Source organism: Rhodococcus sp. UNC363MFTsu5.1 (genome assembly GCF_000686785.1).
Taxonomy (GTDB): Bacteria; Actinomycetota; Actinomycetes; order Mycobacteriales; family Mycobacteriaceae; genus Rhodococcus_G; species Rhodococcus_G maanshanensis.
In genome coordinates, this window is sequence record NZ_JMLO01000004.1 from 73029 (window position 1) to 85491 (window position 12463).

A 12463-nucleotide genomic window follows, 5' to 3' on the forward strand; every position below is an offset into this window, starting at 1 on the left:
TCGTCGCGGGTCGGCGCGTTGGCGCCGAGCTCACCGACGGGCCGGGGCGATCTCCGCGGCGATCCGGCGCAGATTGCCCACCAGTGCCTCGGCGGACGGGCTGAGGGTGCGGCCGGGGGAGAGGGTGATCCCGACGCTGTGCCCGATCGGATCCAGCGCCACCGGGAGCGTGGTCAGCCGGGCGTCGTCGCGCGGGATCAGGCTCGGCAGCACGGCGATCATGTCGGTCTCGATGAGCAGCTGGCGGACGGTGAGGAACGAGGTGGCCTCGACCCGGTTCGCGGGCAGGGGCATGCTGTTCCTGGCGAAGAACTCCTCCAGCTCGCGGCGCAGCGAGGTCTCGGTGCCGGGCAGGATCCAGGGGTAGTCGGCCAGGTCGGCGAGCGTCAGGCTGTCGAGCTCGGCCAGCGGATGGCGGGCGCGGGTGACGAGTTCCACCGATTCCTCGTAGAGGGTGTCGCGGATGGCGGACTGGTCGGTGGGGGAGGTGAGCCGGCCGACGATCAGGTCGACCCGGCCGGCCTCGAGCTCGACGAGCAGGGTCTCGGGGGTGCCCTCGCGCACGATCACCGTGAGCAGGGGCCGCTCCACCTTCAGTCGCGCGATCGCGCCGGGGAGCAGGACGTTCGAACCGGCCAGGTGGGTGCCGACCACCACGGTCCCGCGATCCGCTTCGGCCAGCTCGACGACGTGCCTGCCTGCCAGTGTCAGCTGGGCGATGACGGCTCTCGCGTGTGCGGTGAAGGCCTCGCCGAAGATCGTCGGGGTGATGCCGCGCGGGCCCCGCTCGTACAGCTCCACGCCGAGGATCGACTCCAGGTCGTGCAGGCTGCGGGTGGCCACCGGTTGGGTCACGTGGAGCGCCGCGGCGGCACCGACCACGCTGCCCTGCTTCGTCAGCGCATCGACGAGCACGAGGTGTCGCAGCTTCAGCCGCCCGTCGAGCAGTTTGGGCATGTCCATGCGGCCGAGCCTATCGGGATCTGGACCCCTGGCAATAGCTGGATGCGACAGTTCTCGGTCCGCGCTATGCCCTTTCGGCTATGGCAGGGCGTGGGCGGCGGGGTGCCGCTCCGCGAGCCCGTTGATCATCCGGACGAGGGCGCGGTTGAGCGTGGTCGTGGGGTCGGCCAGATCGAGAAAGATGTCGTAGTGGTTGCGATCGGGAACGACGAGCAGGGCGCAGGGGGAGTGTTCGGCCCAGGCGTCGTGGAACCGCTCGGTCTGCGTGCGGAACCCGGCGCCGTCGCGGTCCGCAACCGCGATCACGGCCGTCGGTCCGGGTCCGTCAGCGAGTAGCAGTGGGCTCAGCGCACGCGCTCGCTCGATGTCGAGCCCGAGCCATTCGTTCGCGAACGAGTCGACGAGCGGGCGGAGGTCGAACAGTCCGCTGATCGGCATGGCGCCACGCACGACGTTCTCGGGTAGGCCGAGCGGTTGCTGCCAGCCAGGGACCATGAGGGTGCCGGTGAGGTGCCCTCCTGCGGAGCTGCCGCCGACGACGATCCGATCGGGGTCGAGCCCATGGTCGGCGCCGTGGTGGTAGACCCATGCGACCGCCGCTCGGACCTGGCGGACGATCTCCTCGAGTGGCGTCTCCGGCGCGAGGCCGTAGTCGACGGTGACGGTGGCGATGCCCTCGGTGTCGAGGGCGCGCGCCATGAAGGCCGTGTGGTGTCGGGACAGGGCCCGCCAGTAGCCGCCGTGGATGGCGACGAACACCGGCCTCGGCTCGTCGGAGGTTCCCCACACGTCCAGTTTCTGCTGGCTGTGCGGGTCGTAGTAGATATCGGTGAATCCGCGCAGGCCCTGGACCGCGCTCTCGGATCGGGCCAGGTACTCGCCGATGATCTCGTCGAAGAGCTCCGGCGAGACGGTGTTCCGGACGTTGTACTCGACGTCGGTCTGCGGATCGGACATCGGATGCCCATTCCGGGATGCCCGTGCTGCAACGGATCTCATCCCTCGATACTGCGGTCTCGGTCATATGCCTGTCGAATGCGAATTCCGCTCTCGGATATGCCCTTGCGCCTATATGAAGGGGCCGCAACGCAAAATCGGCCACCCCGCATGACGGGATGGCCGATTTGTTGTCGCTGTGGGTTACCGCGCGCGGCGGGCCAGGCGCTCCGAGTCGGAGATCAGCACGCTCTTGCCCTCGAGCCGCAGCCAGCCACGGTGCGCGAAGTCGGCGAGCGCCTTGTTCACGGTCTCGCGGGAGGCGCCGACCAGCTGGGCGATCTCTTCCTGGGTGAGGTCGTGCGTCACGCGCAGCGACCCGGCCTCCTGGGTGCCGAAGCGCTGGGCGAGCTGCAGCAGCGCCTTGGCGACACGGCCGGGGACGTCGGTGAAGATCAGGTCCGCGAGGTTGTTGTTGGTGCGGCGCAGGCGACGGGCCAACACGCGCAGCAGCTGCTCCGCGATCTCGGGGCGCTGATCGATCCACGACTTCAGGGCGTCGCGGTCCATCTGCACGGCGCGGACCTCGGTCACCGTGGTTGCGGTGGAGGTGCGGGGGCCCGGGTCGAAGATCGAGAGCTCACCGAACATGTCGGAGGGGCCCATGATGGTCAGCAGGTTCTCGCGACCGTCGGGGGAGCGGCGTCCGAGCTTCACCTTGCCGGACACGATGATGTACAGCCGATCACCGGGCTCGCCCTCGTTGAAGATCACGTGCCCGCGAGGGAAATCGACCGGCTGCAGCTGCTTGACCAGCGCGGCCACCGCCGACGGTTCGACTCCCTGGAAGATTCCGGCTCTGGCCAGGATCTCGTCCACGTGTGCTCCTTCTTCGGGTCGTTGGGGGACGCCATCGTGTGGTCTCCCCCGACGTGATCGACGCACGTTCGCGTCGACCTATCGTTGAGTACTCGATGGAAGTCTATCGTCCCGACGTCGAAGACTAGTGACCGACGCCACGCGTCGCACGCCGAACAGGGTCCGACACTCCGGAAGGGGTCAGCTGGCGCGCTGTTCCTGCGCCTGCGCCTGCGATTCGTCGTCGTCCTCGTCCTCGGCGCCGCGCTTGCGGCGGAGGTGGAACCGGGCGAGCGCCCGGGGAAGGCCCTCGTTGGCCAGGGTGGCGACGTCGGCATGACTCGCCTTGTCCAGGAACTCCTGGACCTCCTGCTCGCGCACGGTCAGCCGGCGCAGCCGGAACTCCACCCGCTCCATTGCCAGTGCAAAAAGAATGAGCAGCACTGGGAAGAGCACCACAGCCAGTCCTTGCATACCGGGTAGTAAACACGGCGTTTGTCTCAGAAGCGAAACGATGTCCAGTTCCGTTTGGCACCGTCCGTAGAGTTGGTCCGGTGTCCACCACCGCATCGCAGACCCCGGCCCCGCGTGGGGCGGCGCCGACCGTGCGACCGGCGAAGGAGGAGACCCGGCTCGGCCTCGTGCGCCGGGCACGCCGGATGTACCGCACGCTGACCGTGGCGTTCCCGCACGTCTACTGCGAACTCGACTTCACCACACCGCTCGAGCTGTCGGTGGCGACCATTTTGTCCGCACAGTGCACTGACGTGCGGGTTAACCAGGTGACGCCAGCACTATTCGCCCGCTACCGCACCGCCCGCGACTACGCCGAGGCGGACCGAGCGGAGCTCGAGGAGTACATCAGGAGCACCGGCTTCTACCGGAACAAGGCGAACTCGATCATCGGGCTAGGGCAGGCGTTGCTCGAACGGTTCGACGGCGAGGTCCCCGGCGACCTGAAGAGTTTGGTGACGCTGCCCGGCTTCGGCAGGAAGACGGCCAACGTGGTGCTCGGGAACGCGTTCGGTGTGCCGGGGATCACCGTCGACACCCACTTCGGCAGGCTGGTCCGGCGGTGGGGGTGGACGCAGGAGGAGGACCCGGTGAAGGTCGAGCGCGCGGTCGGCGAACTCATCCCGCGCAAGGAGTGGACCGACCTCTCGCACCGGGTGATCTTCCACGGCCGCCGGGTCTGCCATGCGAAGAAGCCGGCCTGCGGGGTGTGCCTGCTGGCCAAGGACTGTCCCTCCTACGGGATCGGAGTCACCGATCCGGTGGCGGCGGCCGCGCTGGTGAAGGGCCCCGAGACCGAACATCTGCTCGAGCTGGCGGGTCGGTGAGCTGAACGTGCGATTGTCGAACACCGGCCGATGGAGCCTGGCCGCGCTCGTGGTGGTGGCGGCCCTGATCGTCGCGATCTGGCCGCGCGGCGACTCGGAGGAGACCGGCTCGCGCAGCTACGCCGACTACGGCGTCCCCACCGCTGCGCCGCAGGAGCGGGCGGCGGGCGACACCCCCGAGGCGCTGGCCGGGGTGCGCGCCGAAGCGGCCCTGAGCGCCTGCCCGGCTCCCACGCCCGGTGCGGTCCCGGCCGGACCGCTGGCCGGGATCGGGCTCGAGTGCCTCTCCGACGGTGGCAGGATCGACGTCGGTGCCGCGCTGGCTGGCAAGCCCGCGCTGGTCAACCTCTGGGCCTACTGGTGTGGGCCCTGCGCAAGGGAACTGCCCGCCCTGCAGGAGTATTCGCAGCGCGCGGGAGACGCCGTCACCGTGCTGACCGTCCACCAGGACCCGAAGGAAGGGAATGCGTTGTCCGCCCTGACCGAGTTCGGCGTGCACCTGCCGGGGGTCCAGGACGGCACGGGCAAGATCGCCGCGGCCGTCGGGGCTCCGAACGTGCTGCCCGTGACCGTGTTGGTCCGGGCCGACGGCACCGTGGCCGGGGTCCTGCCGGTGCCGTTCGAGAGCGCCGACCAGATCGCCGACGCGGTGCGCGAGAAGCTGGGCGTGAGCGCGTGAGCGAGACCAACCACCTGCCGCCAGAATGGCTGCGTCGGGTCTCGACGCTGCCGCCGTCGGAATCCAACTCCGTCAACCCCGTGTTGCTGCGGCGGGCGCCGAGCGGCGTGGCGGCGCGCGAGGCAGCGGTGCTCGTGCTCTTCGGCGGGTCCCCCGAGGCCGATCCCATCGCGGTCGGTGGCCTGCCCGAGGACGCCGACCTGCTGCTGCTCCAGCGCGCCTCCACCCTGCGCCAGCACGGCGGCCAGATCGCCTTTCCCGGCGGCGCCAGCGATCCGGGGGACGACGGGCCCGTCGGGACCGCGCTGCGGGAGGCGGAAGAGGAGACCGGGCTCGACCCGGCCGGGGTGCGCACCCTCGCGGTGCTCCCTGGAATTTTCGTCCCGCCCTCGGGCTTCGACGTCACGCCGGTGATCGGGTACTGGGACCGCCCGACCCCGGTCCGGGCGGTGGACCTCGCCGAGACCGAGCGGGTGGCCAGGGTGCCGATGCGCACCCTGCTCGACCCGGACAACCGTTTTCAGGTCCGGCACCGGCTCGGCTACCAGGGCCCGGCGTTCCTCGTCGACGACATGCTCGTGTGGGGCTTCACCGCGGGCGTGCTGGCCGGGCTGATCGCGATCTCCGGCTGGGAGATCGAGTGGGACCGATCGGACATCCGCGACCTCGAGGTCGCGCTGGCCGAGGTGGACGCGGGGATCGTGGAGGTACACGACCGATGACCGGTTCAGCCTGGATCGACCTCGCGATCCTCGCGATCGCCATCCTGGCGGCGACGTCAGGGTGGCGGCACGGGGCGGTCGCGTCCGCGCTCGCCTTCTTCGGCGTTGTGCTCGGTGCGGTCGCGGGGATCCTGATCGCGCCGCACGTGCTGGTGCACGTCGACGAGGGTCGGATGCGCGTGCTCGCGGGCATCACCCTGATCGTCGTGCTGGTGGTCGTCGGCGAGGTCGCGGGCATGGTGCTCGGCCGCGCCGCGAGGGGCGGCATGCACAGCCCGGTCGCGCGGTCGGTGGACAGCGTCATCGGCGCAGGCCTGCAATGCACCGCCGTCCTGGTCGCCGCGTGGCTGCTGGCCATCCCGCTGACCGCGTCCTCGCAACCGGAGGTCGCCAGCGCGGTGCGCGGGTCGCGGGTCCTGACGCAGGTGGACGAGTACGCCCCGAGCTGGATGCGCAGGCTGCCGGACGAGTTCTCGGCGCTGCTGGACACCTCAGGCCTGCCCGATGTGATCGGTCCGTTCGGCCGCACCCCGATCGCCGTCGTCGACGCGCCCGACCCCGGCGTGCTGCGCAGTCCCGTGGCGCAGCGACTGCAGACCAGCGTGCTGCGGGTGCGCGGGGTGGCACCGAGCTGCCAGCGCGCGCTCGAGGGGTCCGGTTTCGTGGTGTCGCCGGAGCGCGTCATGACCAACGCGCACGTCGTCGCGGGGACGACCGGGGTCTCGGTGGACACAGCGGACGGGCCGCTCGACGCCGAGGTGGTGCTCTTCGATCCGGCCGTGGATGTCGCGGTTCTGGCGGTGCCCGGCCTGCGGGCCCCGGTGCTGCCGTTCGCGCCCGAGCCGGCCGGGAGCGGGGACAGCGCGATCGTCCTCGGTTACCCGGGTGGCGGTCCGTACACGGCCAGCGCGGCCCGGGTGCGCGAGACCCTGGACCTGACCGGCCCCGACATCTACCGCGCCGCCGAGGTCGAGCGCGAGGTGTACACGGTGCGCGGTTCGATCCGCCAGGGCAATTCCGGCGGGCCGCTCGTCGACGAGCAGGGTCGGGTCCTCGGCGTGGTGTTCGGCGCCGCCGTCGACAACAGCGACACCGGCTTCGTGCTCACCGCCGAGGAGGTCTCGCGCCAGCTGTCTGCGGCCTCCGCGGCGAGCAGCGCGGTCAACACGGGCGGCTGCATCCTCTAGCGGCTTCGCCGCCCGTGAGTCCTTTTGGCCCACGTGCGGGCCAGAAGGACTCACAGGCGTCAGCGGGTGAGGAACTCCGTCAGCGCGGCGGTCACCTCGGCGGGTCGCTCCTGGTGGGCGAAGTGGCCTGCGCCCGCGACGGTGTGCAGGCGTCGCCCCGGGGCCCATCGGGTGTCCCGGCGCAGGGCGGCGGCCAGCACGTAGGGGTCCTGGTCCCCGTGGATCTGCAGCACCGGGATGGTCATCACCTGGTTCATCGCCTTCATGAACCGGCGGCCGTCCGGTCGCCACTGGCTGCGGAACGCCCAGCGCTGGTATTCCAGCGAACAGTGCGCGGCGCCAGGGATCTGGACCGCGGACCTGGCGCGCTCGACCACCTCCGCGAACTCCTCGGTCTGCGGCCATTCCGGACCGGACCGCCCGCGCAACAGCCGCTCGACCTCGGCGCCGTCGTCCCTGGTCAACACTCGCTCGGGCCGCCACGGCAGCTGGCAGCGCAGGAACGCGGGCAGGAAGGCGGACCGCTGGGCCCTGTCGGCCAGCACTGACCGCTTGAGCGCGATCGGATGCGGCGAGCTGACGAGGGCGATCGACCGGACCAGCCGGGGATGCAGCACCGCCGTCGCCCAGCACACCAGGCCGCCGTCGGCGTGGCCGACGAGCGTGGCCTCGGTGTGGCCGAGGGCGCGGATCAGCCCGGCGACGTCACCGGCCAGGGTCCAGCCGTCGTATCCGCGCGGCGGCTTGTCGCTGTCCCCGTAGCCGCGCAGGTCCAACGCGACCGCGCGGTAGCCGGCGTCCGCGAGGGCCGTCAGCTGGTGGCGCCAGGACCACCAGAAGTCGGCGAATCCGTGCAGCAGGACGACCAGCGGTGCGCCGGGGTCGGACGGGCCCGCATCGACCGCATGGAAGCGGATGCCGTTGGCGTGCACGTCGCGGTGCTGCCACGGGCCGTCGAATCGGACTGTGGAGGGATCCGGGTAGGTCACGGGAAGGGTGATGCTCTCGGTTCGACGCCGGCGCTAGGGGGCGGTCCGGCGGGCGTACTCGCCCGGCGTGTAGTCGCCGTGCTTGTAGCTCGATTCCGCGGCGTTCGGCAGCACCGTCGCGGCCTGGCGGAGCGAGTCGATGGTCTTCTCCGGGGCCCGGAGCTTGCGGACCCGCAGGTAGCCGAACAGCGCCAGCACCGCGGTGGCGACCACCATCAGCAGGAACACGATCAGGAACGCGAGCCAGCGCGGCGTCCAGACGGCGAGGGTCTCGGCGAGGAAGAAGAAAAAGAAGAAGGAGCTGAACAGCAGGACGGTGAGGGCGAGGATGAAGAACAGCGAGCCCTGCAGGCCCTTCTTGACCTCGCTGGTCACCTCGGCCTTGGCGAGCGCCACCTCGGCGCGGACCAGGGTGGAGACCTGCGTGGTCGCGTCCTTGACCAGGTTCCCGATGCTGGCGGTGCCGGGGGCGTGCGCATCGACATCGGTGAGCGGGATCGACGTGATGGTGTTCGGCACCCCGTCCCCGGTCAGCCGGTCGTACCTGTCGCCGTTGCGGTCACTGATGCTCACGTCTGCGCCCCTCCAGTGTGTCGTCGTCCGGCTCGCCGGAGTGTGTCGTCCTCCGGCTCGCCGGAGTGTGGTCGTTTCTGACCGGTCGCGGAACCGGCCGCGTTGGCGCGCGCATGGTGGACGCGCCCCCGGCGCAACAGTAGCGCCGAGCCGATCAGTGACGCCGTCAGCGAGGTCAACAGGACCGCAGCCTTCGCCGTCTCCGCCTCGGCTCCTTCGAGCGCGAGTTCGGCCACCAGAAGGCTAACGGTGAACCCGATCGCGCCGAGCACCGACAGCGCGAACATGTCGCGGAAGCCGAGGTTTCCCGGCTTCGTGGCCAGGCCCAGCCGGACCGCGACCCACGAGACGCCGAAGATGCCGACGGTCTTGCCGACGAGCAGGCCGAGGATGATCGCCAGTGCGATGCGGTCGGTGAACATCGACTCGAGGACCTCGCGGCCCAGCGGGACCCCCGAGGCGAACAGGGCGAACACCGGCACGCAGAACCCGGCGGAGAACGGCTGGATCCGGTGCTCGAGCCGGGTCGCGGGGGCCTCCGCCTCGCCCGGGTCCCTGCGCACCCTGGTCAGCAAGCCGAGGGCGACGCCGGCGAGGGTGGCGTGGATGCCCGCCTCGTGCATCGAGTACCAGGCGAGCAGCGCCAGCGGGACGTACAGCAGCGGGGTGGTGATCCTCCGGTGCTGCGCGTACGCGTAGGCGGCCAGGCAGGCGACCGCACCGAGCAGCCACAGCATCGCGATCGAGGTGGTGAACAGCGCGGCGATGATGATGATGGCGAGCAGGTCGTCGACGACCGCGAGGCTGAGCAGGAACACCCTGGCGCTGGCCGGGATCCTCGATCCGGTCAGCGCGAGCACGCCGAGGGCGAAGGCGATGTCGGTGGCGACCGGGATGGCCCAGGCCTGCTCGATGCCGGGGGTGCCCCAGCCGACCGTGAGCGCGATCAGCGCGGGCAGGATCACGCCGCCGACCGCCGCGATGATCGGCAGCAGGGCCTTCTTGCGGTCGGCCAGCTCGCCGACGACCAGTTCGCGTTTGAGTTCGAGGCCGGCGACGAAGAAGAACACCGCCAGCAGGCCGTCCTGGGCCCAGGTGTTCAGGCTCAGGTTCAGGTGGATCGCGCTCGGCCCGACCTGCCAGTCCCGCAGGGCGGTATATGCGTCGGCCCACGGGGAGTTCGCCCAGATGACGGCGACGGCGGCCGCCACGAGCAGGATCGACCCGCCGACGGTCTCCGTGCGCAGATACCGGGTCAGTTCGGAGCGGAGCGGTTGGATCACGTCAGGCTTCTCCAGATGGTCGCGGGCGTACAGGTGTGCCATGTGCCGACCAGACTTCCCGGCGCTCCGCTAGCAGCTTAACGCGATCTTGATACCGCTCGGCGCAAACACCTCGCGCTGGATTGCCCCGGAAACGGCGGGGGTGATCTGCTTCCTGAGGTTTGGGCGGCGGATGTCCATTCCGTGGAACAGGTGTGCAGGAGAATCGGATGAGCAAAGCCCCGGACGTGCTGGTCGACGAGGCGGTCGCCGCGAAGGATGCGGTGCCCCGCAGTCGGATCGTGGTGGCCAGCATGATCGGTACCTCGATCGAGTTCTACGACTTCTACATCTATGCGACAGCGGCCGTCTCGGTCTTCCCGCACCTGTTCTTCCCCAAGGGGAACGGCACCACCGCGTTGCTGGCCTCGCTGGCCACGTTCGGTCTCGCGTTCGTCGCCCGTCCGCTCGGCTCGATCGTGTTCGGCCACTACGGCGACCGGATCGGCCGCAAGGCCACCCTGGTCGGATCGCTGCTCACCATGGGCATCGCGACGTTCGTCATCGGCCTGCTCCCGACGTACCACTCGGTCGGGCTGATCGCCCCGGCGTTGCTGGCCCTGATGCGCTTCTGCCAGGGCCTCGGGCTCGGTGGCGAATGGTCCGGCGCGGCGCTGCTCGCGACCGAGACGGCGAAGTCCGGCAAGCGGGCATGGGCGGCGATGTGGCCCCAGCTCGGTGCGCCGATCGGGTTCTTCCTGGCCAACGGCCTGTTCCTGATCATCACCCTGTTCATGGGCCACGACAACGCCAACCCCGATCTGGACAGCGCCTTCCTGACCTGGGGATGGCGAATCCCGTTCCTGCTCAGCGCGATCATGGTGATCATCGGCCTGTACGTCCGGCTCAAGCTGGAGGAGACCCCGGTGTTCGCGCGCGCGGTCGAGCGCGGCGAGAAGGTCAAGACCCCGCTGGCCACGGTGTTCAAGACGAGCTGGCGCCAGCTGATCATCGGCACCTTCGTGATGCTCGCGACCTACACCCTCTTCTACATCATGACCACCTGGGTGCTGAGCTACGGCACCGGCAAGACCGTTGCCGCCGGGGGCACGGGTCTCGGCTTCAAGTACTCGGATTTCCTTGTGCTGCAGCTGATCGCCGTGCTGTTCTTCGCGGCGGGCGTGCCCGTCACAGGCTGGCTCGCGGACCGGTACGGGCGGCGCATCACCCTGCTGGTCACCACCGGCGCGATCATGGTCTTCGGGCTGACCTTCTCGGTGACCCTGGACCCCGAGAAAATGACCGACGCCCGCATGCTGGTCTTCCTCATCATCGGAATGGTGTTGATGGGCTTCACCTTCGGTCCGATGAGCGCGGTGCTGCCGGAGCTGTTCCCGACCAATGTGCGCTACACCGGCTCGGGCATCGCCTACAACACGGCGAGCATCCTGGGTGCGGCGGTCGCGCCGTTCATCGCGACCTGGCTCGCGACCAGCTACGGCGTCGGGTGGGTTGGCATCTACCTGCTGGCGGCGAGCGCCCTGACGTTCATCGCGCTGCTGGTGATGCGCGAGACCAAGGACGCCTCGCTGGACGCGCCCGAGCTCGATCAGCGCGGGGCCGAGCTCTAGGCCTGATCCGCCCGCCGGATCACCACCACCGCGCCCGCACCCACCGCGAGCAGCACCGCAAGGGCGCCGAGCAGGTACCAGTTGGGGCCCGAGTCCGACGGCGCCGCGTCGCCGTACCGATCCCGCTCCTGTTCGGCGCTGGTCCGGAGGTCCGCAGCCCCCGGATAGCCGGGTGCGAGGGACAGCACCTGGTCGAAGTCGGCGATGGCGGCGGTGTAGTTCCCGTCGGAGTAGTGCTCGACCCCCGCGCGGTAGGCGGTGTCGGCCGGACCGAGTGCCGGGGTGACGCCCTTCTCCCGCATCAGGTCCGTGAGGCCGCGGGCCGGGGCGACGAAGGCGAACGGCTGTGTCTGCCCGTGGATTCCGACGCTGTTCACCCCGATCGCCACTCCCTTGAGGTCTGCGGTGGGGCCTCCGCTCATGGCCTCGGACACCTCCGCGTCGGTCTGGTAGACGGGGACCGTCCCCGTGGCCTTCTTGGCGTTGATCTCGCCGCCCGCGACCACCGGTCGCAGCGTCGGTTCGGCCGCGGTGTCGGTGGTGCCGGGGAAACCGGCCGACACCACCGGGGTGCCGAGGTCGACGCCGGTGTCGGTGCTCAGCTCCGCGGCGGCCAGGCCGCCCCGCTGGACCTTGAGCAGCGCGACGTCCCCCTCGGTGAGCGGCACCAGGCCGGCGACCTCCGCGCCCAGTGCCTCGCCGTCGGCGGTCCCACCGGCGATCACGGTCATGGCAAGCGAGGGGGGCGAGCCCGGCTCGTCACCCTCGACCCGCCAGTTCGCTTGGGCGGTCTCGGTCACGAGCGCGGGATCGAGGGTGGGGATCACGTGGACCGCCCAGTCGACGGCGGTACGCAGGAGTGCCTCGCGGGCGCCCTCGGCGCAGTGGCCTGCCGTGGCCACCCAGCCATCCGGGTTGACGACGAATCCGCTACAGCGCCAGCCTGTTACGAATGGGTCGACCTTGATCGGCGGGCCGTCGGGAAAGCGGACCCAGCCCCTGGCCTCCGCCTTGACCAGGACGACGGACGGGGTGACGAGCGCGGCCGCGCGTTGCTCCTGGCTCGGCACGGGACGTTCGGGGGAGTCCTGGTCGCCCAGCGCGACGGCGGGGGAGCCGATGAGCGCCGCGAGCAGCAGCACGAGTATGGCGGCGAACCTCGTTCGCCGATGCCGATCGGGCATGACGGTCTCCGTTCGAGCTCGGACCCGCGGCTAACCCGTGAGCGTCACTCGGCTCGGCACTCGTCATGAATGGGACTGTGGGCCATCGCTGACGGACCCATGGTAGGCCAATCCGGCACGGCCGGGAAGGTGCGCGGCG

13 protein-coding genes are annotated in these 12463 nt (G+C 70.2%); 5 read left to right on the plus strand and 8 right to left on the minus strand.

All coding sequences use genetic code 11. The features are described 5' to 3' along the window. Nucleotides 1-30 precede the first annotated feature (30 nt). The 4 genes from BR31_RS0107075 to BR31_RS0107090 form a co-directional block, all read right to left on the minus strand. The gene (locus BR31_RS0107075; protein WP_027500352.1) at nucleotides 31-963 is read right to left on the minus strand and encodes a LysR substrate-binding domain-containing protein; all 933 of its coding nucleotides are present in this window, start codon (nucleotides 961-963) and stop codon (nucleotides 31-33) included. Nucleotides 964-1041: 78 nt separating this feature from the next. After that, nucleotides 1042-1920: an alpha/beta hydrolase gene (locus BR31_RS0107080; RefSeq protein WP_027500353.1), complete on the minus strand. Its 879-nt coding sequence runs from the start codon at nucleotides 1918-1920 to the stop codon at nucleotides 1042-1044. Between the two features lie 183 nt (nucleotides 1921-2103). Then, complete coding sequence (locus BR31_RS0107085) at nucleotides 2104-2778, minus strand: Crp/Fnr family transcriptional regulator (RefSeq protein WP_027500354.1); 675 nt, start codon at nucleotides 2776-2778, stop codon at nucleotides 2104-2106. Nucleotides 2779-2958: 180 nt separating this feature from the next. Then, nucleotides 2959-3231, minus strand: a complete 273-nt coding sequence (locus BR31_RS0107090; RefSeq protein ID WP_027500355.1) for a hypothetical protein — start codon at nucleotides 3229-3231, stop codon at nucleotides 2959-2961. A 185-nt stretch (nucleotides 3232-3416) separates the two neighbouring features. On the opposite strand from BR31_RS0107090, the gene nth reads away from it, so the two are divergent. Genes nth through BR31_RS0107110 form a run of 4 tightly spaced genes read left to right on the plus strand, consistent with a single transcriptional unit; the run spans nucleotide 3417 to nucleotide 6685 of the window. Continuing rightward, nucleotides 3417-4097, plus strand: a complete 681-nt coding sequence (gene nth / locus BR31_RS0107095; RefSeq protein ID WP_081830372.1) for an endonuclease III — start codon at nucleotides 3417-3419, stop codon at nucleotides 4095-4097. 7 nt (nucleotides 4098-4104) lie between these two features. Further along, nucleotides 4105-4776, plus strand: a complete 672-nt coding sequence (locus BR31_RS0107100) for a TlpA family protein disulfide reductase (RefSeq protein ID WP_037175858.1) — start codon at nucleotides 4105-4107, stop codon at nucleotides 4774-4776. Nucleotides 4777-4790: 14 nt separating this feature from the next. Next, nucleotides 4791-5498 carry an NUDIX hydrolase gene (locus BR31_RS0107105; RefSeq protein WP_027500358.1) on the plus strand — a complete coding sequence of 236 codons (708 nt, stop codon included), beginning with the start codon at nucleotides 4791-4793 and terminating at the stop codon, nucleotides 5496-5498. Further along, nucleotides 5495-6685: a MarP family serine protease gene (locus BR31_RS0107110; protein ID WP_027500359.1), complete on the plus strand. Its 1191-nt coding sequence runs from the start codon at nucleotides 5495-5497 to the stop codon at nucleotides 6683-6685. The genes BR31_RS0107105 and BR31_RS0107110 overlap by 4 nt, the downstream gene beginning before the upstream one ends. A gap of 59 nt (nucleotides 6686-6744) precedes the next feature. Here BR31_RS0107110 and BR31_RS0107115 read toward each other — a convergent pair whose 3' ends face one another. Genes BR31_RS0107115 through nhaA form a run of 3 tightly spaced genes read right to left on the minus strand, consistent with a single transcriptional unit; the run spans nucleotide 6745 to nucleotide 9530 of the window. Then, on the minus strand, nucleotides 6745-7674 hold the full coding sequence (locus BR31_RS0107115; RefSeq protein ID WP_027500360.1) for an alpha/beta fold hydrolase: 930 nt from the start codon (nucleotides 7672-7674) through the stop codon (nucleotides 6745-6747). 33 nt (nucleotides 7675-7707) lie between these two features. Then, entirely contained in the window at nucleotides 7708-8241 is a 534-nt protein-coding gene (locus tag BR31_RS0107120; protein WP_037175924.1) for a phage holin family protein, read from the minus strand. A 2-nt stretch (nucleotides 8242-8243) separates the two neighbouring features. Next, the gene (gene nhaA, locus BR31_RS27710) at nucleotides 8244-9530 is read right to left on the minus strand and encodes a Na+/H+ antiporter NhaA (RefSeq protein ID WP_081830373.1); all 1287 of its coding nucleotides are present in this window, start codon (nucleotides 9528-9530) and stop codon (nucleotides 8244-8246) included. Nucleotides 9531-9739: 209 nt separating this feature from the next. Here nhaA and BR31_RS0107135 point away from each other — a divergent pair, with 209 nt between their 5' ends. Continuing rightward, a complete protein-coding gene (locus BR31_RS0107135) occupies nucleotides 9740-11140 on the plus strand; it encodes an MFS transporter (protein ID WP_051637077.1) in 1401 nt (466 codons plus the stop codon). Here the strand turns inward: BR31_RS0107135 and BR31_RS27715 are convergent. Next, on the minus strand, nucleotides 11137-12324 hold the full coding sequence (locus tag BR31_RS27715) for a S1 family peptidase (protein WP_051637042.1): 1188 nt from the start codon (nucleotides 12322-12324) through the stop codon (nucleotides 11137-11139). The two genes, BR31_RS0107135 and BR31_RS27715, sit on opposite strands and share 4 nt — an antisense overlap. Nucleotides 12325-12463 lie beyond the last annotated feature (139 nt).

Excerpts from the sequence above, each read along its gene's own strand:
- BR31_RS0107075 (WP_027500352.1), bottom strand. The coding sequence starts at position 963 with ATGGACATGCCCAAACTGCTCGACGGGCGGCTGAAGCTGCGACACCTC.
- BR31_RS0107080 (WP_027500353.1), bottom strand. The coding sequence starts at position 1,920 with ATGTCCGATCCGCAGACCGACGTCGAGTACAACGTCCGGAACACCGTC.
- BR31_RS0107090 (WP_027500355.1), bottom strand. The coding sequence starts at position 3,231 with ATGCAAGGACTGGCTGTGGTGCTCTTCCCAGTGCTGCTCATTCTTTTT.
- nth (WP_081830372.1), top strand. The coding sequence starts at position 3,417 with ATGTACCGCACGCTGACCGTGGCGTTCCCGCACGTCTACTGCGAACTC.
- BR31_RS0107110 (WP_027500359.1), top strand. The coding sequence starts at position 5,495 with ATGACCGGTTCAGCCTGGATCGACCTCGCGATCCTCGCGATCGCCATC.
- BR31_RS0107135 (WP_051637077.1), top strand. The coding sequence starts at position 9,740 with ATGAGCAAAGCCCCGGACGTGCTGGTCGACGAGGCGGTCGCCGCGAAG.
- BR31_RS27715 (WP_051637042.1), bottom strand. The coding sequence starts at position 12,324 with ATGCCCGATCGGCATCGGCGAACGAGGTTCGCCGCCATACTCGTGCTG.